At 65.7% G+C, this 24,753-nt stretch carries 21 protein-coding genes, 4 tRNA genes and 1 pseudogene; 21 read left to right on the top strand and 5 right to left on the bottom strand.

The genetic code is table 11. From position 1 onward, the window contains the following. Positions 1-2 precede the first annotated feature (2 nt). A complete protein-coding gene (locus ACILR9_RS07610) occupies positions 3-1,037 on the top strand; it encodes an MlaD family protein (protein WP_395709310.1) in 1,035 nt (344 codons plus the stop codon). Further along, entirely contained in the window at positions 1,034-1,762 is a 729-nt protein-coding gene (locus ACILR9_RS07615) for an ABC-type transport auxiliary lipoprotein family protein (RefSeq protein WP_395709311.1), read from the top strand. Before ACILR9_RS07610 ends, ACILR9_RS07615 begins: the two co-directional genes overlap by 4 nt. 45 nt (positions 1,763-1,807) lie before the next feature. Here ACILR9_RS07615 and ACILR9_RS07620 read toward each other — a convergent pair whose 3' ends face one another. Continuing rightward, positions 1,808-2,866: a phosphotransferase gene (locus ACILR9_RS07620; protein WP_395709312.1), complete on the bottom strand. Its 1,059-nt coding sequence runs from the start codon at positions 2,864-2,866 to the stop codon at positions 1,808-1,810. A gap of 139 nt (positions 2,867-3,005) precedes the next feature. On the opposite strand from ACILR9_RS07620, the gene ACILR9_RS07625 reads away from it, so the two are divergent. Further along, entirely contained in the window at positions 3,006-4,022 is a 1,017-nt protein-coding gene (locus tag ACILR9_RS07625; RefSeq protein WP_395709313.1) for a hypothetical protein, read from the top strand. A 285-nt stretch (positions 4,023-4,307) separates the two neighbouring features. Here ACILR9_RS07625 and ACILR9_RS07630 read toward each other — a convergent pair whose 3' ends face one another. Next, entirely contained in the window at positions 4,308-5,867 is a 1,560-nt protein-coding gene (locus tag ACILR9_RS07630) for a fatty acid--CoA ligase (RefSeq protein ID WP_395709314.1), read from the bottom strand. 161 nt (positions 5,868-6,028) lie between these two features. On the opposite strand from ACILR9_RS07630, the gene ACILR9_RS07635 reads away from it, so the two are divergent. Beyond that, positions 6,029-7,003 (top strand): UDP-glucuronic acid decarboxylase family protein, encoded by a 975-nt coding sequence (locus ACILR9_RS07635; RefSeq protein WP_395709315.1) that lies wholly within the window; start codon positions 6,029-6,031, stop codon positions 7,001-7,003. Between the two features lie 148 nt (positions 7,004-7,151). Here the strand turns inward: ACILR9_RS07635 and ACILR9_RS07640 are convergent, their stop codons facing one another. Next, positions 7,152-8,174 (bottom strand): NAD-dependent epimerase/dehydratase family protein, encoded by a 1,023-nt coding sequence (locus ACILR9_RS07640; RefSeq protein WP_395709316.1) that lies wholly within the window; start codon positions 8,172-8,174, stop codon positions 7,152-7,154. 312 nt (positions 8,175-8,486) lie between these two features. Between ACILR9_RS07640 and ACILR9_RS07645 the strand changes: the two genes are divergently transcribed. From ACILR9_RS07645 to ACILR9_RS07655, 3 genes are all read left to right on the top strand, one after another. After that, complete coding sequence (locus ACILR9_RS07645; RefSeq protein ID WP_395709317.1) at positions 8,487-10,241, top strand: carbamoyltransferase; 1,755 nt, start codon at positions 8,487-8,489, stop codon at positions 10,239-10,241. A 240-nt stretch (positions 10,242-10,481) separates the two neighbouring features. Then, the gene (gene galE / locus ACILR9_RS07650) at positions 10,482-11,480 is read left to right on the top strand and encodes a UDP-glucose 4-epimerase GalE (RefSeq protein WP_395709318.1); all 999 of its coding nucleotides are present in this window, start codon (positions 10,482-10,484) and stop codon (positions 11,478-11,480) included. A 10-nt stretch (positions 11,481-11,490) separates the two neighbouring features. Beyond that, positions 11,491-12,279, top strand: a complete 789-nt coding sequence (locus tag ACILR9_RS07655; protein ID WP_395709319.1) for a glycosyltransferase family 2 protein — start codon at positions 11,491-11,493, stop codon at positions 12,277-12,279. Positions 12,280-12,460: 181 nt separating this feature from the next. Here ACILR9_RS07655 and ACILR9_RS07660 read toward each other — a convergent pair. Continuing rightward, positions 12,461-12,535, bottom strand: a tRNA-Thr gene (locus ACILR9_RS07660). Between the two features lie 316 nt (positions 12,536-12,851). Between ACILR9_RS07660 and ACILR9_RS07665 the strand changes: the two genes are divergently transcribed. The 6 genes from ACILR9_RS07665 to ACILR9_RS07690 all read left to right on the top strand — a co-directional run bounded on the left by ACILR9_RS07665 (position 12,852) and on the right by ACILR9_RS07690 (position 19,955). Then, positions 12,852-14,117: an MFS transporter gene (locus ACILR9_RS07665; RefSeq protein ID WP_395709320.1), complete on the top strand. Its 1,266-nt coding sequence runs from the start codon at positions 12,852-12,854 to the stop codon at positions 14,115-14,117. A gap of 204 nt (positions 14,118-14,321) precedes the next feature. Further along, positions 14,322-15,323, top strand: coding sequence for an ABC transporter ATP-binding protein (locus ACILR9_RS07670; protein WP_395709321.1), 1,002 nt, complete (start codon positions 14,322-14,324; stop codon positions 15,321-15,323). Next, a complete protein-coding gene (locus ACILR9_RS07675; RefSeq protein WP_395709322.1) occupies positions 15,320-16,318 on the top strand; it encodes an ABC transporter ATP-binding protein in 999 nt (332 codons plus the stop codon). The genes ACILR9_RS07670 and ACILR9_RS07675 overlap by 4 nt, the downstream gene beginning before the upstream one ends. Positions 16,319-16,474: 156 nt before the next feature. Beyond that, on the top strand, positions 16,475-17,971 hold the full coding sequence (locus ACILR9_RS07680; RefSeq protein WP_395709323.1) for an ABC transporter substrate-binding protein: 1,497 nt from the start codon (positions 16,475-16,477) through the stop codon (positions 17,969-17,971). Positions 17,972-18,061: 90 nt separating this feature from the next. Then, positions 18,062-19,030 carry an ABC transporter permease gene (locus tag ACILR9_RS07685; protein ID WP_395709324.1) on the top strand — a complete coding sequence of 323 codons (969 nt, stop codon included), beginning with the start codon at positions 18,062-18,064 and terminating at the stop codon, positions 19,028-19,030. A gap of 13 nt (positions 19,031-19,043) precedes the next feature. Then, positions 19,044-19,955: an ABC transporter permease gene (locus ACILR9_RS07690; protein WP_395709325.1), complete on the top strand. Its 912-nt coding sequence runs from the start codon at positions 19,044-19,046 to the stop codon at positions 19,953-19,955. A gap of 51 nt (positions 19,956-20,006) precedes the next feature. On the opposite strand, the gene rlmB is transcribed toward ACILR9_RS07690, so the two are convergent. Next, positions 20,007-20,789 (bottom strand): 23S rRNA (guanosine(2251)-2'-O)-methyltransferase RlmB, encoded by a 783-nt coding sequence (gene rlmB / locus ACILR9_RS07695; protein WP_395709326.1) that lies wholly within the window; start codon positions 20,787-20,789, stop codon positions 20,007-20,009. 150 nt (positions 20,790-20,939) lie between these two features. Here rlmB and ACILR9_RS07700 point away from each other — a divergent pair. The 8 genes and pseudogenes from ACILR9_RS07700 to rplA all read left to right on the top strand — a co-directional run bounded on the left by ACILR9_RS07700 (position 20,940) and on the right by rplA (position 24,712). Further along, positions 20,940-21,026 (top strand) — tRNA-Tyr (locus ACILR9_RS07700). A gap of 35 nt (positions 21,027-21,061) precedes the next feature. Continuing rightward, positions 21,062-21,135, top strand: a tRNA-Gly gene (locus tag ACILR9_RS07705). A 66-nt stretch (positions 21,136-21,201) separates the two neighbouring features. Further along, positions 21,202-22,389: pseudogene (gene tuf / locus ACILR9_RS07710) on the top strand (elongation factor Tu). A 120-nt stretch (positions 22,390-22,509) separates the two neighbouring features. Then, a tRNA-Trp gene (locus ACILR9_RS07715) sits at positions 22,510-22,585 on the top strand. A gap of 61 nt (positions 22,586-22,646) precedes the next feature. Further along, positions 22,647-22,838 (top strand): preprotein translocase subunit SecE, encoded by a 192-nt coding sequence (gene secE / locus ACILR9_RS07720; protein WP_395709327.1) that lies wholly within the window; start codon positions 22,647-22,649, stop codon positions 22,836-22,838. Between the two features lies 1 nt (position 22,839). Then, positions 22,840-23,376, top strand: a complete 537-nt coding sequence (gene nusG / locus ACILR9_RS07725) for a transcription termination/antitermination protein NusG (RefSeq protein ID WP_395709328.1) — start codon at positions 22,840-22,842, stop codon at positions 23,374-23,376. Between the two features lie 210 nt (positions 23,377-23,586). Continuing rightward, a complete protein-coding gene (gene rplK, locus ACILR9_RS07730) occupies positions 23,587-24,015 on the top strand; it encodes a 50S ribosomal protein L11 (RefSeq protein WP_395709329.1) in 429 nt (142 codons plus the stop codon). Positions 24,016-24,019: 4 nt separating this feature from the next. Beyond that, positions 24,020-24,712 carry a 50S ribosomal protein L1 gene (gene rplA, locus ACILR9_RS07735; protein WP_395709330.1) on the top strand — a complete coding sequence of 231 codons (693 nt, stop codon included), beginning with the start codon at positions 24,020-24,022 and terminating at the stop codon, positions 24,710-24,712. Positions 24,713-24,753 lie beyond the last annotated feature (41 nt).

Here is a 24,753-nt window from a genome sequence, read left to right on the forward strand (position 1 = left end):
TCATGGATAGAAAATCGCCCTATGTGCTGGTCGGCGCGGCCATGATCCTGTTCATCGCCTCGATCGCGGGCTTCGTCATCTGGAAGCTGCGGGCAGGCGATCGCACGGCGTACGCATACTACGACATCCTGTTCTCCGGTGAGGTCCAGGGTCTCACCAACGATTCGCCGGTCTTCTATCGCGGCCTGCGGGTCGGGCGGGTCACCAATATCGCGCTGACGTCGCGGACCGATGTCCAGCGCGGCAGCGGACGGCAGCGCCCCGCCGAGAAGATCGAGGTGACTGTCGCGGTCGACTGGAACATCGATATCCGCGAGCGCTCATATGCGGTGTTCGAGAAGCCGTTCATCGCCGGAGCGGCCTTCATCCAGATCGTCGGCCGCCTGGATGTCGACCAGATCAAGCCCAAGAGGAGGCTGGGCGAGAAGCCCTATCCGGAAATCCGCGAAGGGGCCTCGTTCCTGCAGGCCACGACCTCGTCGGCCCAGGAGCTGCTCGCCAAGGCCAACACGACGGTCGACAAGCTGAACGAGCTGCTGAGCCCCGACAACATCGCGATGGTTACCGAGACCCTGCACAGCATCTCGACGGTGGCGGCGGGCATCGCCAAGCAGGATTCGGCCATCCAGACGACCCTGTCGGAGCTGCCGGTTACAGTTGCCGAGCTGCGCAAGACCTTCGACAAGGTCAATTCACTGACCGAATCGCTCAGCCAGATCGCGCTCGAGCTCGGCCCGCAGGACGACGCCACCAAGAAGGCGCTGGCGGGCAAGGCGCCGGGAGAGATCCGCAAGGTGGTGGCCGAGGCGCGGGCCGCCTTCGCCAGCATCGACGCCGCCGCCGGCCAGCTCGGCAAGCTGGTCGCCGAGAACAAGGGGCCGATCAAGCAATTCTCCGAGAGCGGGCTGACCGAGCTGTCGCTTACCATCCGCGAACTGCGCCAACTCACTGCCAACTTGAACGTCATCGCTACCCGGCTCGAGCGCGACCCGGCCGGCTTCGTGTTCAGCGGCAAGCAGGGATACACGCCGAAATGATCTTCCGTCTGGCCGTCGCAGCGATGGCCGCCGTTTCGCTTGTCGCCTGCCAGCTGATCGATGCCGCGACCGAGCCGACCGATCTCTACACGGTAACGCCCAAGAGCACCTTCGATCCGGACCTGCCGGCGGTCTATTGGCAGCTCGCCGTCGAGGTTCCGGCCGCTGCCGCCAGCCTCAACACCGGCCGCATTGCGATCGCCATGACGCCGACCTCGACCGACTACTACGCCAAGGTGGCGTGGACCGACCGGGCGCCCCTGATGGTGCAGACCCGGATCGTCGATTCCTTCGAGGCCACCCGCAAGATCGTGGCGGTGGCGCGCGAATCGATCGAGTTGCGCGCCAACTACGTGCTGCAGCCCGACCTGCGCAATTTCGAGGCGATGTACTATTACGGCCCTCAGCCGATCGTCCGGGTCCGTATCATCGCCAAGCTGGTCCGCATGCCCGATCGCCAGATTATCGGAGTCGGCTCGTTCGAGCGTTGCGTGCGGGCGCGCGCCGACAAGGTGCCCAAGGTGGTCGAGGCGTTCGACCAAGCCCTGGGCAGCGTCATGAAGCGCCTGGTATCGTGGACGTTGCGCACGCCGCCGCCGCGACCTCCCGGCGATTCGGCAAGCTACGACATCGAGCGCTACCGCAATCCGGCCAATGCCGTGAACGACAGCGAAGGTTGCCCGCGCGGCAGCAACGACGCGGGCGTGCCGCTGGCCGACGAGTGACTTCATCCTGCTCCCCAGCAAGGCTGGGGAGGAGTGAAGAGCGAGCTACTTTCCGACCATCGACCACGCGAGGTCGGCCATGGCGCGGGCCCGGTTGCCGTACTTGGTGGCGGTCTCCGAGGATGCGTTTCCGTCGAGGCCGCGCTTGTAGACGCCCTGTACGATGGCGGCGAGTCGGAAAAGCGAGAAGGCGAGATAGAAGCTCCATGACGGTACCTTGGCCCGTCCGGTCCGGCGTGCGTACGCGGCGAGATATTCCTCCTCGGTCGGAATGCCGAATTCCTTCAGGTCCATACCGGCGTATCCGCCGGAGGCGCCGAAGCCCTCGCCGAAATGGTACATCATGCAATTGTAGCCGAGGTCGGCCAGCGGATGACCGAGCGTGCTGAGCTCCCAGTCGAGCACGGCGATGATGCGCGGCTCGGTCGGGTGCACGATGGTATTGCCGAGGCGATAGTCGCCGTGGTTGATGCGCGTCTCGTCGCCCGGCGGAATATTGGCGGGCAGCCAGACCTTCAGGGCTTCCATCGACTCGATATGCTCGGTCCGTGAAAGGTCGTACTGGCTCGACCAGCGATTTATCTGTCGCTCGATATATTGGCCTTCGCGCCCGAAATCGCCGAGGCCGACGGCACGATAATCGACGTTGTGGATACGGGCGAGCACGTCGTTCAGGGAATCGAATATCTTGCCGCGATCGGTTGGAGATATCCCCGGCATTTTCGGATCGCCGAGAATGCGACCGGGCAGAAACTCCATGAGGTAGAAGTCGGTGCCGATCACCGATTGGTCACGGCAGAGCGCGTACGGCTTGGGCACCGGTACATTAGTATGATCGGCGAGGGCTTTGATGACCCGATACTCGCGATCGACTTGATGGGCCGACGGCAGCAGCTTGCCAGGCGGCTTCTTTCGCAGCACGTACATGCGGCCTGCGCCATCGGTCACGTGAAAGGTCGGATTGCTTTGCCCTCCCTCGAACTGGAGGACTCGAATGGTGCCGTGAAAGCCGTCGACATGGGCTTTCATGTAACCGGCGAGCCGCTCCTCGTCGAGCACGTGGGCGGGACGAACGGGTGTCAGGTTTTCTGGCAATTCGGACATTGGTGTGGCGTTGGTGTGTCGTTTACCGGACGTTCGGTTCTAGCCGCAGCACGATGAAATATCGAGGGATGTTTGTCGATGCATAGGCGTAGCGTTTCACAAGACGGTGCATCCGCCGTCGAATCCGAACGAGGGAACAATGTCCATACTCCGCCATCTTCCTTATGCGGTTCTGTCGGCGGGCCTGCTCGCGGCAGGCAGCGCCTCCGCCCAGTCGATGTGGTCCATAGACCAGCGCGAGGCCAATCAGCAGGAGCGCATTGATCAGGGAAGGCGCAACGGCTCGCTGACGCGCGGCGAGTACTACCGCCTCGACCAGAGCCAGGATCGCATCGAGAACTACGAGCGGCGGGCGCGCGCCGACGGCATCGTGACGCAGCACGAGCGCCAGCGACTCGACAACATGCTCGATCGCCAGGGGCGCGAGATCTATCGCCAGACGCAGGACAATCAGCGCGCCGATGGCCGGGGATGGGGCGACCGCGACGGCTGGCGGCACAGCGGCTGGGACCGCAACGACGGGCGCCGCGATGGCTGGGGTCACAATGACTGGCGCCGTGACGGTTGGAACAATGGCGGGCATGAAGGATGGACGCGGGGCGAGCACAATGGCTGGGACGGCAATCGCCCGCCGCGCGTCGAGCGCCGCGATGCGCGGGCCGAGCATCGCATCGACAACGGCCGAAGCGACGGTTCCCTGACCTACGGCGAGGCCAGTCGCCTGCAGCATCAGCAGAACCGGATCGATCGCTACCAAGGCCACGCCCGTGCCGACGGCAACGTCTCGCCGTACGAGCACAATCGCATCAACAACATGCAGAACCAGCAGAGCCGCGATATCTACAACGCCCGCCACAACGACCGGACGGTGCCGACCGGCACCCAGCCGGGCGGCTCTCACAACTGGGGCGGCTGGCAACAGCAGCCGCAGCAGGCGAGCAACCCGCAGCCGCAAGGCGGGTCGCGCAATTGGGGCGGCGGCTGGCAGCGTCAGCCTCAGGCGACCAACCCCGCACCCGCACCGGCTCCGCAGCGGTCTTCCGGCAACAATGGCGGCTGGGGGATACGCCAGGCCAGTGCGCCGGCTCCCGCGCCGACCATGCAGCCGTCCGGTGGCAACCGGAGCTGGGGAGGCGGCGGCGGACGCGGTCGCTGATCCGCTTTGTCTGAGAGGTCGCGAGCGTAGATGCAACTCGAATCCCTCCCCCGCAATCGGGGGAGGTGAGCGAAGAAGACGAGCGCCATCGGGGTGGCGCGCTCCCAGCGGAAGAGTCTGTTTCTGGTTGGGGTTTGTAACGAAGCAAGTGCTTCATTTCGCGAGATGGCTGCCCTCAGCAAGGTCTTTGTCGCGTGCGCCACCTGCTAGTATCGGAATCTGAAGTACTTACTCCGTCACAGGCCCTTAGTGGAGCGCTTCCGGCGCATGACGTCTTCACCGGCGTCAGTGGACCTGGCGCTGCCTGTCGCCCCAGTACGGATTGCGCAGCTCGCGCTTCAGGATCTTGCCGGTCGGATTGCGCGGCAGAGCGTCGACGAAATCGACCGACTTGGGCAGCTTGTAGCCGGCGATGCGCTCGCGTGCCCAGGCGATCAGCGCGGCCGCCGTGACCTCGGCATCCGGCTTCTTTACCACGATGGCCTTCACCGCCTCACCCCAGCGCTCGTCAGGCACGCCGATCACGGCGACGTCGGCGACGTCCGGATGCCCGAACAGCGCGCTCTCGACCTCGGCCGGGTAGATGTTCTCGCCGCCTGACACGATCATGTCCTTGACGCGGTCGTAGATGTAGAGATAGCCCTTGTCGTCGAGATAACCGGCGTCGCCGGTGAAGAACCAATCGCCCTGGATGGCGCGCTCCGTCGCCTCGGGCAGGCGCCAGTAGCCGCCCATGATCTGCGGCGAGCGTACGGCGATCTCGCCGACCTCGCCCACCGGCAGGTCGCGGCCATCCTCGCCGACGATGCGCAGCTCGACGCCCTTCTGGGCGTAACCGCACGACAGCAGCTTGCGAAGGTCGCCCGGATCGTGATCGTGCGGCGGCAGCAGCGTGATGGCGCCGGTCGTCTCGGTGAGCCCGTAAACCTGCTGGAAGCCGCAGGGAAAGATCTCCAGCGCTTGCCGCAGCAGCTCGGCGGGGATCGGCGCCGCGCCATAGACGATCAAGCGCAGGCTCTCGAGCCTGGTCTCGCGGATCTGCGGTGCCTGGACCAAGAACAGGATCATCGCCGGCACCAGCAGCATCACCTGGAGCTGCTCGTGCTCAATGATCCGCAGGATCTCGACCGGCACGAACTCGCGAACCACGTGATTGGTCGCGCCGCTGAACAAGCCGGCGATGCCCCAGCCGGCGCCGCCGATATGGAACATGGGCAGGCAGATGAGATTGGGGACCCCGGGCCCGAGCAGCCAGGTCTCGGTCCACAAGGGCAGCATCCAGGTGAAATTGGCGTTGGTGAGCTCCGCTCCCTTGGGCAAGCCGGTGGTGCCGCTGGTGTAGAACTGGACGGCCGTATCGTCCGGCCTGACGGGAAGGGCGGGGTCGGTGGGCGCGTGCCGGTCGCGCCACTCTTCGAAGGGCTCCCAGGCGGGATGAGTGCTGCCCATGGTCACGATCTTGCGGACGGTCTTGAGCTGGTCGCGGATCTTGTCGATGACGGGAAAGAATTCCTCGCCGACGAACAGCAGCTCGGCCTCGGCATCGTTGACGATATGGAGCACCTCGGGCGGCGCGAGCCGCCAGTTCACCGAGACCATGACCGCGTTGGCTTTCGCCGCGCCGAAAAACAGCTCGAAGAACAGGTTGCTGCTCTTGTCGAGATGGGCGACGCGGACCTGTGGGTGGACCCCTTCCGTGATCAAGCCGTTGGCCACCCGGCTGGCGGCGCGGTCCAGAGCGGCATAGGTCGTCGTGCGCCCCGCATGAACGATGGCCGGGGCGTCGGGACGCTCGGCGGCATGTCGTCTGGTGATGTCGGCCAAACCCGCGATCTCGATGCCCATTCGTTCCCCGTTCCTCGTCCTTCGTGTAACGCGCTTCCCCGAGGGGCCGGCATATGCGGTTGTTTTGCCGCGATTTCAAGAATCGGTTCGCCCGCGGCACATTCCATCCGGTCGAAAAGCGCTCTAGGGTGGACCGATATCGACAGGGATTCGATGAGGATATGAGCAAGAGAATTCTGGTAACCGGCGGCGCAGGCTTCCTGGGATCGCATCTCTGCGAACGCCTGCTGGCGGACGGCAACGACGTGCTGTGCGTCGACAACTATTTCACCGGCAGCAAGCAGAACATCACGCCTTGCCTGGGCAACCCGCGCTTCGAGTTGATGCGCCACGACGTGACCTTTCCGCTCTATGTCGAGGTCGACGAGATCTACAACCTCGCTTGCCCGGCCTCGCCGATCCACTACCAGCATGATCCGGTGCAGACGACCAAGACCAGCGTGCACGGCGCGATCAACATGCTGGGCCTGGCCAAGCGGACGCGCGCCAAGATCTTCCAGGCCTCGACCAGCGAGGTCTACGGCGATCCCACCGTGCATCCTCAGGTCGAGAGTTATCGCGGCAACGTCAATCCGTTGGGGCCGCGCGCCTGCTACGACGAAGGCAAGCGTTGCGCCGAGACGCTGTTCTTCGACTACTGGCGTCAGCACAAGCTGCGCATCAAGGTCGCGCGCATCTTCAACACCTATGGGCCGCGCATGCATCCCAACGACGGTCGCGTGGTGTCGAATTTCATCGTCCAGGCGCTCCGGGGCGAGGACATCACGATCTACGGCGACGGCATGCAGACCCGCGCCTTCTGCTACGTCGACGACCTGATCGCCGGGTGGCTGCGTCTGATGGATCACACACCGGACGATTTCACCGGCCCGGTCAATCTCGGCAATCCGGTCGAGATGCCTATCAAGCATCTGGCAGAGAAGGTCATCCAGATCGTCGGAGGCAAGTCGAAGATCGTCCAGGCGCGCCCGCTGCCGGTCGACGACCCGCTGCAGCGCTGCCCCGACATTTCTCTGGCGCGCGACAAGCTGAAGTGGGAGCCCAAGGTCCCGCTCGATCAGGGGCTCACCAAGACGATCGAGTATTTCGACGGCCTGCTGCGCAGCAACAGCCAGGTCAGTCGAGTCGGGCGGTAAGTCATACCTCCTCCCCAAGCGAAGCTTGGGGAGGTGTCGCCGTCTTCGGCGACGGAGGGGTCATGAGCCTCAGGTTCACCCCTCTCTCATGACCCCTCCGTCGCGTATGACGCGACACCTCCCAGCGAAGCTGGGGAGGTGAAGAGCACTACTGCGCCGCCACTGCTTTCGGCAGGGCGTTGACCACCGAGGCGCGGCCCGAGGTCATCTCGTCGTGGATCCACTTGTAGGTCTTCTCCATGCCGTCCTCGAGGCGGATGGAGGGGGCCCAGTTCATCAGCTGCTTGATCAGGGTGTTGTCGCTGTTGCGGCCGCGCACGCCCTTCGGCGCGTCGAGCTTGTAGCTGCGCTTCAGCTTCACGCCGGCGATCTTCTCGACGATATCGACCAGGCGGTTGATGCTCACCAGCTCGTCGCTGCCGATGTTCAGCGGCTCGATGATGTCGCTCGCGGCCAGGCGGATCGTGCCGTCGGTGCAGTCGTCGATATACATGAAGGAGCGGGTCTGCTCGCCGTCGCCCCAGATCTCGATCTCGTGCTTGCCGGAGAGTTTGGCGGCGATGACCTTGCGGCAGATCGCGGCCGGCGCCTTCTCGCGACCGCCGTCGTAGGTGCCTTCCGGGCCATAGACGTTGTGGTAGCGGGCAACGCGGGTGGCGATACCGTAATCCTCGCGATAGTGGCGCGCCATGCGCTCGCTGAACAGCTTCTCCCAGCCGTAGCCGTCCTCCGGCATGGCGGGATAGGCGTCCTCCTCCTTGAGCGCGGTGACGTCGGTGCGGGTCTGCTTGTCGCCGTTGTAGACACAGGCCGACGACGAATAGAAGAAGCGCTCGGTGCCGGCCTCCTTGGCGGCCACCAGCATGTGGGTGCTGACCAGCACCGACAGCATGCACTCGGCCTTGTGGGTCTCGATGAAGCCCATGCCGCCCATGTCGGCGGCGAGGTTGTAGATCATGCGGGCGCCCTTGGCGGCGGCACGGCAGGGTTCGAGCTGGGCGAGATCGCCGACCTGGTTCTCGACGCCGGGAGTCTTCTGGTACCACTCGTCGAGCGGCTTTACGTCGACAGCACGGATTTTGGTGTGGCCGCGTTGCTGCAGAACACGCACCAAATGGCCGCCGATGAAGCCACCGGCGCCGGTGACGACCACAAGATCATTCTTCGACATGGATAGGCCTTTCACACCAAGAGAGGGCATTTATCAAATATTTCAAAGACTTGCCAGATTGGCCGGGGCGGGCTCGGCAGGCCGGCCGCAGCGCTCCGGGGTTGGGCTCGCCGGGCTGCTCGTTTGCGCGCCCCAGGCTTTGCCGTCAAGTCGGTCCGTCGGCGTGGACGACGGGTCATGCGCTCAGCGCGCGCCCCATGTCAGAAATCGATGGCCGCTTCCAGGGATCTCCTATAGCACTCGCGAAACTCTTCCCTGTCGAGGCGTCGTGCCGGCCGTTGCTGCTTTCGTCATCCAGACCGGATCGGGCGGATGACCTACGTTCTCGGGCTCAACGCCTTTCATGCCGATGCTGCCGCCTGTCTGGTCAAGGATGGCGCCTTGGTGGCCGCCGTCGAGGAGGAGCGCTTCCGGCGGATCAAGCATTGGGGCGGTTTCCCGAGCGAGGCCGTCAGGTACTGCCTGGCCGAGGCCGGCATCGACCTCGCCGAAGTCGACCACGTCGCCGTAAACAGCGACGACCGGGCCAACCGCTGGCGCAAGCTCGCTTATGTCCTGACATCGGGCGTCAGCCCGTCCTACGTCCTGAGCCGCCTGCGCCAGCGCGGCGAGCGCGCCGACGTGGCCGGCAATCTTGCCCGCAGCCTGCCCGGCGAATCGTTCCGCGGCACCGTCCACGCCGTCGAGCACCATCTTTGCCATCTTGCGTCGGCCTTTCTGGTGTCGCCCTACGGCAAGGCCGTGGCGGTGTCGGTCGACGGCTTCGGCGACTTCTCCTCGGCCGCTTGGGGGCTGGGCGAGGGGGGCTCGCTCTCGGTCGATGGCCGTGTCTATTTCCCGCATTCGCTTGGCGTGTTCTACGAGGCGATGACCCAGTTCATCGGCTTTCCGCACTATGGCGACGAGTACAAAGTGATGGGTCTCGCGCCCTACGGCGAGCCGCGCCACGTCGAGGCCATGAAGCAGATCGTACGCCTCGAGGCGGACGGCACCTTCGCCCTCGATCTGCGCTACTTCCGGCATGCTTCGGGGGAGGGCGCGAACTACCAGGTGAAGGACGGCATCCCGTCAGGCGGGAGGCTGTGGAGCGACGGGCTGGTCGCCCTGCTCGGGCCGGCGCGCGACCCGGCGGCGCCGCTCGAGGACCGCCATCGCGACATCGCCCGCTCGGCCCAGGTGACCTACGAGAACGCCTTCTTCAATCTCCTGGAGGCGGTCCATCGGCGCTACGGCGTCGACTCGCTCGTGCTGGCAGGCGGCTGCGCCTACAACTCGGTGGCCAACGGCAAGGTGCTGGAGCGCTCGCCGTTCAAGAGACTCTATGTCCAGTCGGCCGGTGGCGACGCCGGCGGCGCGATCGGGGCGGCCTTCGCGACCTGGCACAAGGTGGGAGGCGCCCGTGCCAAGCGGCACTTCGTGATGGATCACGCCTATTGGGGGCCATCGGCGACGCCGGACCAGATTGCGGCCGCGGTAGCCGAGCGCCGCACGGATTTCGACTCGGCGAACTGCACCATCGAGCGCATCGCCGACGAGGCGACCTTGTGCCGGCGCACCGCCGAGGCGATCTCCGAAGGCAAGGTGATCGGCTGGTTCCAGGGCCGCCTGGAATGGGGACCGCGCGCGCTCGGCAACCGCTCGATCCTGGGCGATCCGCGGCGCGCCGACATGAAGGACATTCTCAACCTCAAGATCAAGCGGCGCGAATCGTTCCGGCCGTTCGCGCCCTCGATCCTGCGCGAGGCGGTGCCGGCATGGTTCGAGACCGACGACGACGTGCCTTTCATGATGCAGGTCTTCCGCATCCGCGAGGACAAGCGCAAGCAGATCCCGGCCGTCACTCATGTCGACGGCACCGGCCGGCTGCAGACCGTGACCTGGGCCGGCAACCCGCGCTACGCCCGCCTGATCGAGGCATTCAACGGCCTTACCGGCGTCCCGATGGTGCTCAACACCAGCTTCAACGAGAACGAGCCGGTCGTGTGCAAGCCGGAGGAGGCGATCGATTGCTTCCTGCGCACCAGGATGGACGTTCTCGTGCTGGGCGATACGCTGATCGCTCGATGATCTCGTTCACCGTCAACGGGACGGTACGCGAGGTCGACGGCGGTCAATTCGACGATCGTGCGGGCGCAGATGGAGAGCGGCAGCGTGTGCGGCCCGTCGCCCGCTCGTGAATGACGAGCGGACGTCCGCGACCCGGAAGAGCGTTATGCGAAGATCACAGGCGGCAGAGGCAGCGCCGGCCAGGTTGATGTAGCATCACCGCGGCGTCAGGGTGCCGAACAGGAAAGCGAGGATCGGATCGTGCGTGTCTTGGTTGCGGGCGGAGCGGGCTATATCGGCTCGCATACGTGCAAGGCGCTTGCCGAGGCCGGCCACCTGCCGATCGTCTACGACAACCTGCACACCGGCCACGAATGGGCCGTCAAGTGGGGCCCCCTCGAACGTGGCGACCTGAATGATCCGGCCGGGCTTGGCGCCGTGATGCGCCGGCATCGACCGGAGGCGGTGATCGACTTCGCCGCGCTGGCCTATGTCGGCGATTCGATGAAGGAGCCGACCGAGTACTATCGCGTCAATGTCGGTGGGACGATCGCGCTGCTCGAGGCGATGCGGGCGCACGATGTCGGGTCGATCGTGTTTTCCAGCACCTGCGCCACCTATGGCGTGCCCCAGCGCATGCCGATCGTCGAGACCATGGAGCAGCAGCCGATCAATGCCTATGGGCGCTCCAAGCGCATGGCCGAGGAGATTCTGCGCGACGCCTGCGCGGCCCATGGCGTCGGGGCGATCGCGCTGCGCTATTTCAACGCCGCGGGCGCCGATCCCGACGGCCAGCTCGGCGAGGAGCACGATCCGGAGCCCCATCTGATTCCCTTGGTGCTGCAGACGGCCCTCGGCCTGCGCCCGTCGGTCGCGATCTTCGGTACCGACTACGACACGCCGGACGGCACCTGCGTGCGCGACTACGTGCACGTGAGCGATCTCGCTTCGGCCCATGTCGCCGCGCTCACGGCCTGCCACCCCGGCCAGCTCGCCGCCTACAATCTCGGGACCGGTCACGGCGCCAGCATCAACGAGGTCGTCGCGTGTGCGCGTGTCGTCACCGGCCGGCCGATCGTTGCAGAAGCTGCCGCCCGGCGTCCCGGGGATCCGCCGTTCCTGGTGGCCGACGCCTCGCTGGCCAGGCAATCCCTGGCGTGGAGCAGCCCGCGCTCGGCTCTCGACGGGGTCATCGAAACGGCATGGCGCTGGATGACCACGCATCGCACGCAGGCGATGGCCGCACCCAGGCCGCGCTGAAGCCCATCGCATGCCGCTCATCGACGACATCACGCCGCTACTGATCACCTACGACGAAATCCAGAACATCGAGCGCACGCTCGCCAAACTCGCCTGGGCGCGGCGCATCGTGGTGATCGACAGCGGCAGCACCGACGGCACTCTCGAGGTTCTGGCCAGGACTCCCGGCGTCGAGGTCCATCATCGCACCTTCGACAGCTTCGCCGGGCAGTGCAATTTCGGCTTGGAGGCCGTGACGACGGACTGGGTCCTGTCGATGGATGCTGACTATGAGCTCAGCGACGCGTTGGTTGCCGAGCTGTGCGCGCTGCGGCCCACGGAGGGGCAGGCCGGGTTCCGCGCGCGCTTCGTCTATTGCATCCATGGCAGGCCGTTGCGTGGCTCGCTCTATCCGCCGCGGACCGTGCTGTACCGCGTCGCCGGCGCGCGTTACGAGAACGAGGGGCACGGCCATCGCCTCCGGCGCGACGGTACGGTCACCGACCTGAAAGCGCCGATCTATCACGACGACCGCAAGCCGCTGGCGCGCTGGCTGAGATCTCAGCTGGGCTACGCCGCGCGCGAGGCTGCCCACCTGCTGTCGGCATCGCGTGCGAGCCTGTCGCGCGCCGATCGCATCAGGCTGATGGGCTGGCCGGCGCCGATGCTGGTGTTTCTCTACGTGCTGATCGCCAAGGGAGCGCTGCTCGATGGTCCGGCCGGTTGGTTCTATGCCTTCCAGCGCCTGCTCGCAGAGGTGCTGCTGGCCCTGGAGCTGCTCGACCGTCGGCTGGCAGGCAGGCCGTCCCGCTCGGGCTGACAGGCGAGGCACCGGCCAGCGCGAGGCAATTCCCCTCCTGCCGAAGGGTCTTGGGCCGCAGCGGGTCGCGGACCTACCTATTGAACGCGTGTGAGTCGGAATGCCTTTAACTAAGGAGAGGGTACGATCCTATGGGTCGCTGCCCATCGCGGCCCACGTAGTCCAAGGGCGCGACGAAGGATGGTGCCGGGTAAGGGATTTGAACCCCTGACCTTCGGTTTACAAAACCGCTGCACTACCGCTGTGCTAACCCGGCAAACTTGTTGAACTTGCAGCACTTTCAGGACACCGGCGACTCCATGTGCACCAGGATGCGCGGAGCCGCCGGACGTGCTCCTGATACGCCATGCCGATGGGGCAGGCAACGGCCCGGCGACCCGCTGGCGGCTCGGTCATCGGCTGCAGGCTTCCAGGAGCTTGCCGATCTGCCGTCCGTAGCTCTCCTTGGCGAGGATGGCCTGTCGAGCACGTTCATTTTCCGGACCACTAGGCGCTGCATTCGCACGGCCACCGCGTCCGCGGTCCGGCATTTCCTGTTGTAGGCGGCGTCTGCCTCGGTCGAGATTGTCGCCGTGACCCCTCGCGTCGACCCGCCGCTTCTGCCGCGCCTGCTGGTACCCCGCCTCCCGTTCTTCTACGGCTGGGTCGTCCTCGGTTGCCTCTGCTTGGCGGGCTTCGCGCGCCAGGGGCCGGCAGTGGCCGTATTGTCGGTGTTCGTCGTGCCGATGACCGACGCGTTCGGCTGGTCGCGCACCGAAATGGCCGGGGCGGTGTCATTGGGCGGCGTGCTGGCGGCCATCATCTCGCCGGTCATCGGCCCGGCGCTCGACCGCCGCGGCGCCCGGCTGGTGCTCTGCCTCGCCGTGCTCGGCATCGGCCTCTCGACCATGGCGCTCTCGCTCATCCAGTCGCTGCTGATGTTCTACCTGCTGTTCTGCTTTGCGCGCATGATCTGGGCCGGACCGTACGATCTCGGCCTCTACGGCGCGCTCAACAATTGGTTCGTCGCCCGGCGTGCGCGGGCCACCTCGATCGCCACGCTCGCCCAGATGTCCGGCTTGGTCGTCCTGCCGATCATCGCCCAGCTCGCCATGCGCGAGGAGGGCTGGCGCGGCGGCTGGATCGCCATCGGCGCCACGGTCCTGGTCGTGGGCTTCCTGCCGGTGTGGCTGCTGGTGGTGCGCCGGCCGGAGGATATCGGCCTGGTGCCGGACCGGCTGGTTGCCGCCGCCGACAGCCCTCGCACTGCCGCGCCGGAACCGCGCTTCACCCGCCAACAGGCGATGCGCACCCAGGCCTTCTGGTTGCTGTCGCTGTACACGGTGCTGGTCTATCCGGTGCAGGCGGGCGTCAGCCTGCACCAGGCGCCGCACCTGATCGAGCATGGCCTGTCGCCGATCAGCGCGGCCACCGTGATCAGCTTCTTCTCCGCCATGTCGGCGGTGGCGAGCTTCGGGGTCGGCTTCCTGCCGCGCCGCTGGCCGATACGCTACCCCATGCTGTTGTCGGCGCTGCTGCTGAGTGCCGGATCGTTTGGCCTGATCTGGGTCGGCTCGGCCGAATCGGCCTATCTGTCTGCCGGCCTGTTCGGACTCGGCATCGGCGGCATTTCGACGCTGCTGCCGATGGCGTGGGCCGACTATTTCGGCCGCGAGAGCTACGGCGCAATCCGCGGCGTCGCCCTGTCGCTGCAGGTGCTGGCGCAAGCCGCGGGTCCGCTTGCGTCCGGCCTGCTGCGCGACTGGAGCGGGACTTACGTCACGTCACTCACATTATTCGGCGTTCTGGCGGCCTTGGCTGCGGGGGCGGCGCTTGCAGCGCGCCGCCCCATCCCCTAGATTTTCCGCAACCCGAAAGAGGTTGCGCCGTCGGTCCGTGATGATTGGCGGCAGCGTGATCGAGGAAGCAGGCTTCACAGTAGAGACAAAGTAGTCGCCAGGACGTGCGCTCGTGGGTTGGGGTCCGCGAGCGGCCGGGGTGCCAGCGAACAGAGCTTCGCGGTGGCCGGGGTCGGATTCCGGGGTGACAGCACGGAGAGACCTATGCCGCCGTTGCTGGAGGTCAAAGGGCTCCATACAGAGTTTCGTACCGGCGCCGGCACCGTGCGCGCGGTCGACGGCGTATCGTTCGCCGTCGAGCCGGGCGAGACAGTGGCCGTGGTGGGCGAAAGCGGCTCGGGCAAGTCGGTGAGTGCGCTCTCGATCCTGCGCTTGGTTGCCGATCCGCCGGGCCGCATCACTGGCGGCGCGATCCTGTTCGACGGCCGCGATCTCCTGAGACTCACCGAGCCGGAGATGCGCGAGATTCGCGGGCGCGACATCGGCATGGTGTTCCAGGAGCCGATGACCTCGCTCAATCCGGTGCTGACGATCGGCCGGCAGATCACCGAGACGCTGGAGCAGCATCAGGGTGCCGAGCGCGCGACGGCGGCGCGGCGCGCGCTTGAGCTCCTGGAAATGGTAGGCATCGCCGATCCGGCGCGCCGGCTCAGACAGTACCCGCACCAGCTGTCGGGCGGCATGCGCCAGCGGGTGATGATCGCGGTGGCGCTCGCCTGCAATCCCAAGCTGATCATCGCCGACGAGCCGACGACGGCGCTCGACGTCACCATCCAGGCGCAGATCCTGGAGCTGATGAAGTCGCTGACCCGCGAGCTCGGCGTCGCTCAGATCATCATCACCCACAATCTCGGCGTGGTTGCACGCTACGCCAGCCGGGTGAACGTGATGTATGCCGGGCGCATCGTCGAGGCTGGCGAGGCCGACGACATCTATCACGATCCGCGGCATCCCTACACGATTGCGCTGCTGGGCTCGGTGCCGCGGCTCGATCAACCGCGCCGGGCCCGGCTCGATCCGGTGGAGGGCCAGCCGCCCGATCTCACCCGGCTGGACGGCGGCTGCGCCTTCCGGCCGCGCTGCCGGTTCGCGGTCGAGCGGTGCGCCGAGGCGCGCCCGCCGCTGGCGCCGACGGGAGCAGGGAGCCATCTCGCGGCCTGCTTTCGCAGCGCCGAGCTCGGCGCGGCACGCGAGGCCGCCGAATGAGCGCGCCGGCAGCAATCGCGGCTCCGCTGCTGGATGTGCGTGGTCTCACCATGCATTTCCCGATCACCGAAGGCATCGTGCTGTCGCGCAAGGTCGGCGACGTGAAGGCAGTCGACGGGGTCGATTTCACCATCGGGCGCGGCGAGACGCTGGGCCTGGTCGGCGAGAGCGGCTGCGGCAAGACGACGACCGGCCGCTGCATCCTGCGCCTGGAGAAGCCGACGGCGGGGCAGGTGCTGTACGACGGCCGCGACGTCGCCCGCATGGAACGCGACGAGCTCACCGCGCTGCGGCGGCGCATGCAGGTGATCTTCCAGGACCCCTACAGCTCGCTCAATCCGCGCATGAAAGTGGGCGACATCATCGGCGAGCCGATCAAGGTGCATGGGGTCGAACCTGACGGGCGACGGCGTCACGCAAAGGTGCGCGACTTGCTCGCGGTGTGCGGCCTCGATCCGAAGTTCGCCGACCGCTATCCGCACGAAATGTCGGGCGGGCAGCGCCAGCGCGTCGGCATCGCACGGGCGCTAGCGCTCGATCCGGAGTTCATTGTCTGCGACGAGGCCGTGTCGGCGCTCGACGTGTCGATCCAGGCCCAGGTGGTCAACCTGCTCGAGGATCTGCGTGAACGATTCGGGCTGACCTACCTGTTCATTGCCCACGATCTGTCGGTCGTGCGCCATCTCTGCCAGCGCGTTGCCGTGATGTATCTCGGCCGCATCGTCGAGATGGCCGAGTCCGACGAGCTGTTCGACAACCCGCTGCATCCCTACACGCAGGCGCTCCTGTCGGCGGTACCGATCCCCGATCCGCGCATCGAGGCGGCGCGTGCCTTTCGGGTCACCAAGGGCGAGGTGCCGAGCCCGATCAATCCGCCGTCCGGTTGCGTATTCCATCCGCGCTGCCCGATGGCGGTGACCGGATGCAGCCAGACCAAGCCCGCCTTGCGGGAATTGCGCCCCGGCCACTGGGTGGCCTGCAGCGAGGCGCGCTGACGACACGAGGAGAGCTCAGGGAGAGACAAACAAGTCAGGGAGGAAGCGATGCGTGTTCGAGCTGGCGTTTGGAGCGTATGCGTTGCGTTGACGGCCGCGTTGGCGGGAATCCCTGCGGGAGCGGAGACCCCCAAAAAGGGCGGAACGCTCATCTACATGATCCCAGCCGACTCTCCGCCGAGCTTCGACGGCCATCGCGAGACGACGTTCGCGACGGTCCATGCTGGGGCGCCGTTCTACAGCGTGCTGATCCGCGTCCCCCCCGATAATCCGGCGTCGACCACGGATTTCGTGTGCGATCTGTGCACCGAGATGCCCAAGCCGACCGATGGCGGCAAGACCTATACTTTCAAGATCCGGCAGGGCGTCAAGTTCCACGACGGCTCGCCGCTCACCGCGCAGGACGTCGGCGACAGCTGGCGCCGGATCGTGTTCCCGCCGCAGGGTACGGTCAGCGCCCGCGTCAGCTACTACGCCATGGTCGACAAGATCGAGGTGCCGGATGACAGCACCGTGATTTTCAAGCTCAAGTACGCCACCACCGCGTTCCTGCCGGCGCTCGCCGATCCGTTCACCTGGATCTACAAGAAGACGATCCTCGAGAAGGATCCGCATTGGTACGAGAAGAACATCATGGGCTCTGGGCCGTTCAAGTTCGCGGGCTACGAAGTCGGCCAGTCGATCAAGGGCGTGCGCAATCCCGACTACTATCATCCGGGCCAGCCCTATCTCGATGGGTTCGAGGCGATTTTCGCCGACAAGCAAGCGGTCCGCGTCGACGCCATCCGCGCCGATCGCGCCGCCATGGAGTTCCGCGGCGTACCGCCGTCGGCGCGTGACGAGCTGGTCAAGGAAGGCGGCAAGTCGATCGTCATCCAGGACAGCGACTGGAACTGCGGCAACATCATCACCTTCAATCACAAGAAGAAGCCGTTCGACGACGTCCGGGTACGGCGCGCCCTGACCCTGGCCATCGACCAATGGAAGGGCGCGCCGGCACTGGCCAAGATCGCAGTAGTGCGCAGCGTCGGCGGCATCGTGTTTCCCGGTTCACCGCTCGCCTCTACCAAGGAGGAACTCGAGAAGATCGCCGGCTACTGGCCAGACATCGAGAAGTCGCGTGCCGAGGCGAAGCGTCTTCTGAAGGAGGCCGGCGCCGAGAACCTGAAGTTCGAGCTGGTCAACCGCAACGTCGACCAGCCCTACAAGTTCATCGGCATCTGGGTGATCGGAGAGTGGAAGAAGATCGGCGTCAACGTCGAGCAGAAGGTGGTTCCCACCGGCCCGTGGTTCCAGGCGATGCGCAGCGGCACCTTCGACGTCGTCGTCGAGGCCAATTGCCAGAGCGTCGTCAATCCCGTGCTCGACACTGGCAAGTACCTGCCGTCAACCGTCTATCCGGAGAATTTCGGCCAGTACGACGATCCCAAGTCAGTCGAGCTCTACAACAAGATGCAATACGAGACCGACCCAAAGGCGCAGCGCGCCGCCATGCGCGCCTACGAGTTCCACACGCTCGATACCATGGCGCATGCGATCGTCATGCCCTACTGGTACCGCATCATTCCCGAGCGCTCCTACGTCAAGGGCTGGAAGATCAGCCCGAGCCACTATTTGAACCAGGACCTCGCCAACATCTGGCTCGACAAGTAGGCGGCGGGATTTCCGCCGTGCCGGCTTTCATTTCCTCCCCAGCTTCGCTGGGGAGGAAATGAACTTCAAATCCACCGATCCGGAGCGCACATGTACCGCTACATCGTGAAGCGGCTGCTGCTGGCGATCCCCACGCTGGTCGGGGCCGCGGTGCTGGTGTTCGTGCTGATGCGCCTGGTCCCCGGCGACGTCTGCGTGATCCGGCTCGGCTCGGGTGGCGCGGTCAGCCAGTCGGCAGTCGATCTCTGCCGCCAGAACCTCGGGCTGAACGATCCCTGGATCGTCCAGCTCCTAACCTTCCTCACCGACTACGCCACATTCAACTTCGGTACGTCGATGTGGTCGGGCAATCCGGTGGCGCGCGAGATCGCGGTCCGCCTGCCGGTGTCGCTCGAGATCGCCATCATGGCGACCGTGATCGCCATCGCCATCGCCATCCCGCTCGGCACGATCTCTGCCCTCAAGGAGAACACTTGGCTCGATCATTTCGTGCGCGTCGTCGCCATCACCGGCATCGCCACGCCCTCGTTCTGGCTCGGCATCATGTCGCTGGTGCTGGTGCTCGACATCACCTACCTCGCCACCGGCAAGGCCTGGATGCCGCCGATCGATTACGTGCCGATCTGGCAGGATCCGATCCGCAACCTGTCGATCGTGCTGCTGCCGGCCATCACGGTCGGCTACCGCTACTCGGCGGTCACCATGCGTCTCACCCGATCGGCCATGCTCGAGGTGCTGCGCGAGGATTACATTCGCACCGCGCGCGCCAAAGGCCTCGTGGAGAAGCTCATCATCAACCGGCACGCGCTCAAGAACGCGCTGCTGCCGGTCGTCACCCTGATCGGCATCGAGTTCGCCTTCCTGATCGGCGGCCTGGTGGTGACTGAGCAGGTGTTCAACCTGAATGGTATCGGCCGGCTGTTCGTCCAGGCCGTGCAGAACCACGACAACGTTCTCACCCAGGCCCTGGTCATGCTGGTCGTGACCATCTTCGTCATCACCAACCTCGTGGTCGACCTGCTCTATGCCTGGCTCGATCCGCGCATCCGCTTCTCATGAGGGACATTCGGGCATGACAGTCGTCGCACCCAATCGTGGCCTCACGAACGGCCTTGTCGAGGAGGCCGTCGAGCGCAAACGCTCGCTGCTGCATCTCGTCCTGAACTTCGTGCGGCGCCAGCCGCTTGGCACCGTCGGCCTCGCGATCGTGCTGGTCATGCTGCTGGCCGGGCTCGCCGCCGACTGGATCGCGCCGTTCGATCCGGAGGAGAACGACTTCAACGCCATGATGGAGGCGCCGAGCTGGACCCATCTCCTCGGCACAGACCAGGTCGGCCGCGATATCTTCTCACGCCTGGTGTACGGCGCCCGCACGGCGCTGATCGTGGGCTTCAGCGCGGCTACCTTCGGCGGCCTTGCTGGCCTCGTGCTGGGCGTGGCCAGCGCTTATTTCGGCGGCTGGTTCGATCTCGTCTTTCAGCGCGTGCTCGACGTGCTGATGGCGTTTCCGCTGATCATCCTGGCGCTTGCCGTCGTTGCGGTATTCGGCACCGGCATATTCAATGTCATCGTCGCCATCACCATCCCGCTGGTGCCGCGCTGCGGGCGCATTGTACGGGCGAGCGCGCTCGCCATTCGCGAGATCCCCTATGTCGATGCCGCGCGCGCGCTGGGCTTCGGCCACGCCCGCATCGTGCTGCGCCACATGCTGCCCAACGTCGTGGCACCGTTCCTCATCCTGCTGTCGGCTTTCGTCGGCCAGGCGATCCTGGCCGAGGCATCGCTGTCCTATCTCGGACTCGGAGTGCAGGAGCCGGTAGCGGCATGGGGCCTGATGCTGCAGGGCGGGGCCGAGGAGTATGCAACCACGGCGCCATGGATCGCCGTTTTCCCCGGCCTCGCCATCGTGCTCACGGTGCTCGGCGTCAGCCTGTTCGGCGACGCCCTGCGCGATGCCCTCGATCCCAAGCTGCGGGATCGGTGATGGGCGATCGAATCCTGCCCGATTACGAGGGAGGAAGATTGAAAATTGTATCTACTGCTTGATTGCGGCCGCCCGCTGGCGCGCCCATTCGTAGGCAGCGACGGCGGCGGCGTTGGAGACGTTGAGGGCGGCGAGCCGAGGATCGGTCGGGATGGTGACCAGGCGGTCGCACTTCGCGGCAGTCAGGCGGCGCAGCCCGTCGCCCTCGGCGCCGAGCACGATGGCGGCGCGGCCGGCGAGGTCCAGGCTCATGATGCCGACGTCGCCGCGCTCGTCGAGGCCATACAGCCAGAAGCCGGCCTCCTTCAGCTGATCGAGGGCGCGCGCCAGGTTGACAGCACGGACCAGCGGCACGAGCTCGAGCGCCCCCGAGGCCGCCTTGGCGAGCACGCCGGTGTCGGTCGGCGCATGGCGCTCGGTGACGATCACGCCTGCCACGCCGAAGGCCGCGGCCGAGCGCAGGATCGCCCCGACATTGTGCGGATCGGTAACCTGGTCGAGCGCCACGACGAGGGCGTGCTCGCCGCAGCGGGCGAGCAGATCCTCGAGCTGTGCCTCCTCGAGCGGCGCGACCACGGCGGCGATGCCTTGGTGGACGGCGCCGGCAGGCAGGCGCTGTCCCAACTCCTCGCGGGTCAGGATCTCGGTCCGGGTCGCCAACCGGCCGAGCTCGGCCTCCAGGCGCTCGGCGGATTCGCGCGTCGCCAGCACTCGCTCGACCCGGCGCTCGGGATTGGCGAGCGCGGCCAGGACGGCATGTCGGCCGAACAGCCACACGGCTTGATGGCCGCCGCGCGCCGGGCGGGGCGGCCGGTGGTGAGGTCGCGAGCGCATGGCAGAGATTCTTATGGTGCGGCGCGGCGGGCGGCAAATCGGTCGCGGTCATGGATTTCGGTCTTGACGCAACCCATTGGATTTGCGAGCAACGCCCGCCCGTTCCGACGGGCTGATGAGGCTAATCTCGCGCCGCGTTGACGCAGGTTCGGAGGGGTGGCCGAGCGGTCAATGGCAGCAGACTGTAAATCTGCCGACTTCGCGTCTACGAAGGTTCGAATCCTTCCCCCTCCACCAGCGGCCACTGCAGCGAGACAGCCTTTTCAGAGATTGCGGGTGTAGCTCAATGGCAGAGCTCCAGCCTTCCAAGCTGGCTATGCGGGTTCGATTCCCGTCACCCGCTCCAGTTCTGACGAGGTCCGGTGGACCCGTATTTGTCGTAGGCTGAAAGCATCACGAGGATCGTGAGACAATGGGCAAGGCGAAATTCGAGCGCAACAAGCCGCACTGCAACATCGGCACGATCGGCCACGTCGACCATGGCAAGACGTCGCTGACGGCGGCGATCACGAAGATTCTGGCGAAGACGGGTGGCGCGACGTACACGGCGTACGACCAGATCGACAAGGCGCCGGAGGAGCGCGAGCGTGGCATCACGATCTCGACGGCGCACGTCGAGTACGAGACGCAGAATCGGCACTACGCGCACGTCGACTGCCCGGGCCATGCCGACTACGTGAAGAACATGATCACGGGTGCCGCCCAGATGGACGGGGCGATTTTGTGGTGAGCGCGGCGGACGGCCCGATGCCGCAGACGCGCGAGCACATCCTGCTGGCGCGCCAGGTCGGGGTTCCGGCGCTGGTTGTGTTCATGAACAAGACGGACATGGTGGACGATCCGGGCTTCTGGACCTGGTCGAGCTTGAGGTTCGCGAGCTGTTGAAGAGCTACCAGTTCCCGGGCGACGACATCCCGGTGATCCGCGGCCTGCGCTGTGCGCACTGGAGGACAAGCAGCCGGAGATCGGCGAGCAGGCGGTGCTGCAGCTGATGGCGGAGGTCGACCGCTACATCCCGCAGCCGACGCGCGACAAGGACAAGCCGTTTCTGATGCCGATCGAGGACGTGTTCTCGATCTCGGGCCGCGGCACGGTGGCTATGGCCGCGTCGAGCGCGGGATCGTGAAGGTTGGCGAGGAGATCGAGATCGTCGGTCTGGAAGGCGACGACGAAGACGGTCGTGACGGGCGTCGAGATGTTCCGCAAGCTGCTGGACCAGGGCGAGGCGGGCGACAACATCGGTGCGTTGCTGCGCGGCGTGGGTCGCGAGGACGTGGAGCGCGGCCAGGTTCTGGCCAAGCCGGGCTCGATCACGCCGCACACCAACTTCGAGGCCGAGGCGTACATCCTGACGAAGGAGGAGGGCGGCCGTCATACGCCGTTCTTCACCAACTACCGTCCGCAGTTCTACTTCCGGACGACCGACGTGACCGGTGTGGTGACGCTGCCGGAAGGCACCGAGATGGTGATGCCGGGCGACAATGCGCGGATGGTGGTGGAGCTGATCCAGCCGATCGCGATGGACGAGGGCCTGCGTTTCGCCATCCGCGAGGGCGGCCGAACCGTCGGCGCCGGCGTCGTCACCAAGATCGTCAAGTAATCAACGTCTTCCGGACCGCGAGCGTCTCGCTCGCGGTCCGGAAGAGTATGAATTCCTCAGGGTGAGGATGTAGTGCTATAGAGAGTTCATGTCGTCGGCTCATGGCCGGCGGCGGCCCGTAGGAGTGTAGCTCAGTTGGTAGAGCATCGGTCTCCAAAACCGAGGGCCGGGGGTTCGAGTCCCTCCACTCCTGCCATTTCCAGAAGTTTTTTGGCCATCTCCAGAAGACCTGGCCATTTTCCAGAAGAACAGATTAGATGGCGATTAATCCGGTAGAATTCGTTCGCGAGGTCCGTGCCGAGGTGGCCAAGGTCACCTGGCCGACCCGGCGCGAGACCATGATCACCACCAGCATGGTCTTCATTTTCGTCGTCATCGCGGCGCTATTTTTCCTGGTGGCCGACAAGGTGATCGGCTTCGTCGTCAAGCTGCTGCTCGGGGTGTCCTGACATGGTTCATCGCTGGTACGTCGTGCATGCCTATTCAGGCTTCGAGAACAAGGTCGCCCAGTCGATCCGCGAGCAGGCCGAGAAGAAGGGCCTGAGCGAGGAACTGTCCCAGGTCATGGTGCCGACCGAGGAGGTGGTCGAGGTGCGGCGCGGTTCGAAGGTGCAGTCAGAGCGCAAATTCTTTCCCGGCTACGTGCTGGTGAAGATGGAGCTGAACGACGAAACCTGGCATCTGGTCAAGAACACCGCCAAGGTCACCGGCTTCCTGGGCGGTGGCGGTCACGGCAAGCCGGTGCCGATCTCCGATGCCGAGGCCGGCCGTATCCTGCGCCAGGTCCAGGAAGGCGTCGAACGGCCCAAGCCGGCGGTCAGCTTCGAGATCGGCGAGCAGGTCAAGGTGGCGGACGGCCCGTTTGCCTCCTTCAACGGCACGGTCGAGGACGTCGACGACGAGCGGGCGCGCCTCAAGGTGGCGGTCTCGATCTTCGGTCGGTCCACCCCGGTCGAGCTCGACTACGCGCAGGTGGAAAAGATCTGAACTTATCCCCATATTGGGGAACAAAATTGGGGTTGTCGCGTTCGGTCGGATTTGCTAGACCGCGCGCCCTTAGGGGCTGGCCTCGCAGGCCGGCCTTTTCTCGTGGTTGCGTCCGAGTACCGAAATCCTTATGGATCAAGGGCTTGGCGCTAGTATCGGGTGCGGGAGGCAGGCCATCGCCGTACCGCGCCGCCCAATGGAGGGGCATGCATGGCCAAGAAAATCCAGGCTTACGTCAAGCTTCAGGTGCCGGCTGGCAAAGCCAACCCGTCGCCGCCAATCGGTCCGGCGCTCGGTCAGCAGGGCGTCAACATCATGGAATTCTGCAAGCAGTTCAACGCGCGTACGCAGAAGATGGAAGTCGGGATGCCGATCCCGGTGGTCATCACCGTGTTCCAGGATCGCAGCTTCACCTTCGTCACCAAGACGCCGCCGGTGTCCTACTTCCTGAAGAAGGCGGCGGGTATCGAAGCGGGCGCCAAGACCGTCGGCACTCAGATCGTCGGCCGCGTGACCAAGGCGCAGGTCGAGGAGATCGCCAAGCAGAAGATGCCCGATCTCAACTGCGACACCGTCGAATCGGCAATGGCCCAGGTCGTGGGCTCGGCCCGCTCGATGGGCCTTCAGGTGGTGGAGTAAGGCCATGGCTATGGGCAAGCGCTACAAGGCCGTGTCGGCCTCCGTCGATCGCGAGAAGACCTATTCCCTCGAGGAAGCGGTCAAGCTGGTCAAGGCCAACGCCAAGGCGAAGTTCGATGAAACGATCGAGATCGCCATGAATCTGGGCATCGACCCGCGCCACGCCGACCAGGCGGTGCGTGGCATGGTCGAGTTGCCCAGCGGCACCGGCAAGACGGTGCGTGTGGCGGTATTCGCCCGCGCCGGCAAGGCCGACGAGGCCAAGGCGGCTGGCGCCGACGTGGTCGGCGCCGAGGATCTCGCCGAGAAGATCAATGCGGGCGAGATCAATTTCGACCGCTGCATCGCCACCCCCGACATGATGGGCGTGGTCGGCCGTCTCGGTAAGGTGCTGGGCCCGCGCGGCCTGATGCCCAACCCGCGCCTCGGCACGGTGACCCAGGACGTCAGCGCCGCGGTCAAGGCAGCCAAGGCGGGCTCGATCGAGTTCCGTGCCGAAAAGGCAGGGATCGTGCATGCCGGCGTCGGCAAGGCCTCGTTCAGCGAGGAGGCGATCGCGGCCAACGTCAAGGCCCTGGTCGGCGCGATCAACCGCGCCAAGCCGAGCGGCGCCAAGGGCACCTTCATCAAGAAGGTGTCGCTGAGCTCGACGATGGGTCCGGGCGTCAAGCTCGACCCGGCCTCCGCGCTCGTCTGAGCGCGGTCGCCAACAGAGTTTTCGAGTTTCCCGCTCCGGCC

The organism is Reyranella sp. (genome assembly GCF_044224635.1).
In the GTDB taxonomy this organism is placed as follows: Bacteria; Pseudomonadota; Alphaproteobacteria; order Reyranellales; family Reyranellaceae; genus Reyranella.

Excerpts from the sequence above, each read along its gene's own strand:
- ACILR9_RS07610 (WP_395709310.1), top strand. The coding sequence starts at position 3 with ATGGATAGAAAATCGCCCTATGTGCTGGTCGGCGCGGCCATGATCCTG.
- ACILR9_RS07615 (WP_395709311.1), top strand. The coding sequence starts at position 1,034 with ATGATCTTCCGTCTGGCCGTCGCAGCGATGGCCGCCGTTTCGCTTGTC.
- ACILR9_RS07620 (WP_395709312.1), bottom strand. The coding sequence starts at position 2,866 with ATGTCCGAATTGCCAGAAAACCTGACACCCGTTCGTCCCGCCCACGTG.
- ACILR9_RS07625 (WP_395709313.1), top strand. The coding sequence starts at position 3,006 with ATGTCCATACTCCGCCATCTTCCTTATGCGGTTCTGTCGGCGGGCCTG.
- ACILR9_RS07630 (WP_395709314.1), bottom strand. The coding sequence starts at position 5,867 with ATGGGCATCGAGATCGCGGGTTTGGCCGACATCACCAGACGACATGCC.
- ACILR9_RS07635 (WP_395709315.1), top strand. The coding sequence starts at position 6,029 with ATGAGCAAGAGAATTCTGGTAACCGGCGGCGCAGGCTTCCTGGGATCG.
- ACILR9_RS07640 (WP_395709316.1), bottom strand. The coding sequence starts at position 8,174 with ATGTCGAAGAATGATCTTGTGGTCGTCACCGGCGCCGGTGGCTTCATC.
- ACILR9_RS07645 (WP_395709317.1), top strand. The coding sequence starts at position 8,487 with ATGACCTACGTTCTCGGGCTCAACGCCTTTCATGCCGATGCTGCCGCC.
- ACILR9_RS07655 (WP_395709319.1), top strand. The coding sequence starts at position 11,491 with ATGCCGCTCATCGACGACATCACGCCGCTACTGATCACCTACGACGAA.
- ACILR9_RS07670 (WP_395709321.1), top strand. The coding sequence starts at position 14,322 with ATGCCGCCGTTGCTGGAGGTCAAAGGGCTCCATACAGAGTTTCGTACC.
- ACILR9_RS07675 (WP_395709322.1), top strand. The coding sequence starts at position 15,320 with ATGAGCGCGCCGGCAGCAATCGCGGCTCCGCTGCTGGATGTGCGTGGT.
- ACILR9_RS07680 (WP_395709323.1), top strand. The coding sequence starts at position 16,475 with ATGATCCCAGCCGACTCTCCGCCGAGCTTCGACGGCCATCGCGAGACG.
- ACILR9_RS07685 (WP_395709324.1), top strand. The coding sequence starts at position 18,062 with ATGTACCGCTACATCGTGAAGCGGCTGCTGCTGGCGATCCCCACGCTG.
- ACILR9_RS07690 (WP_395709325.1), top strand. The coding sequence starts at position 19,044 with ATGACAGTCGTCGCACCCAATCGTGGCCTCACGAACGGCCTTGTCGAG.
- rlmB (WP_395709326.1), bottom strand. The coding sequence starts at position 20,789 with ATGCGCTCGCGACCTCACCACCGGCCGCCCCGCCCGGCGCGCGGCGGC.
- secE (WP_395709327.1), top strand. The coding sequence starts at position 22,647 with ATGGCGATTAATCCGGTAGAATTCGTTCGCGAGGTCCGTGCCGAGGTG.
- nusG (WP_395709328.1), top strand. The coding sequence starts at position 22,840 with ATGGTTCATCGCTGGTACGTCGTGCATGCCTATTCAGGCTTCGAGAAC.
- rplK (WP_395709329.1), top strand. The coding sequence starts at position 23,587 with ATGGCCAAGAAAATCCAGGCTTACGTCAAGCTTCAGGTGCCGGCTGGC.
- rplA (WP_395709330.1), top strand. The coding sequence starts at position 24,020 with ATGGCTATGGGCAAGCGCTACAAGGCCGTGTCGGCCTCCGTCGATCGC.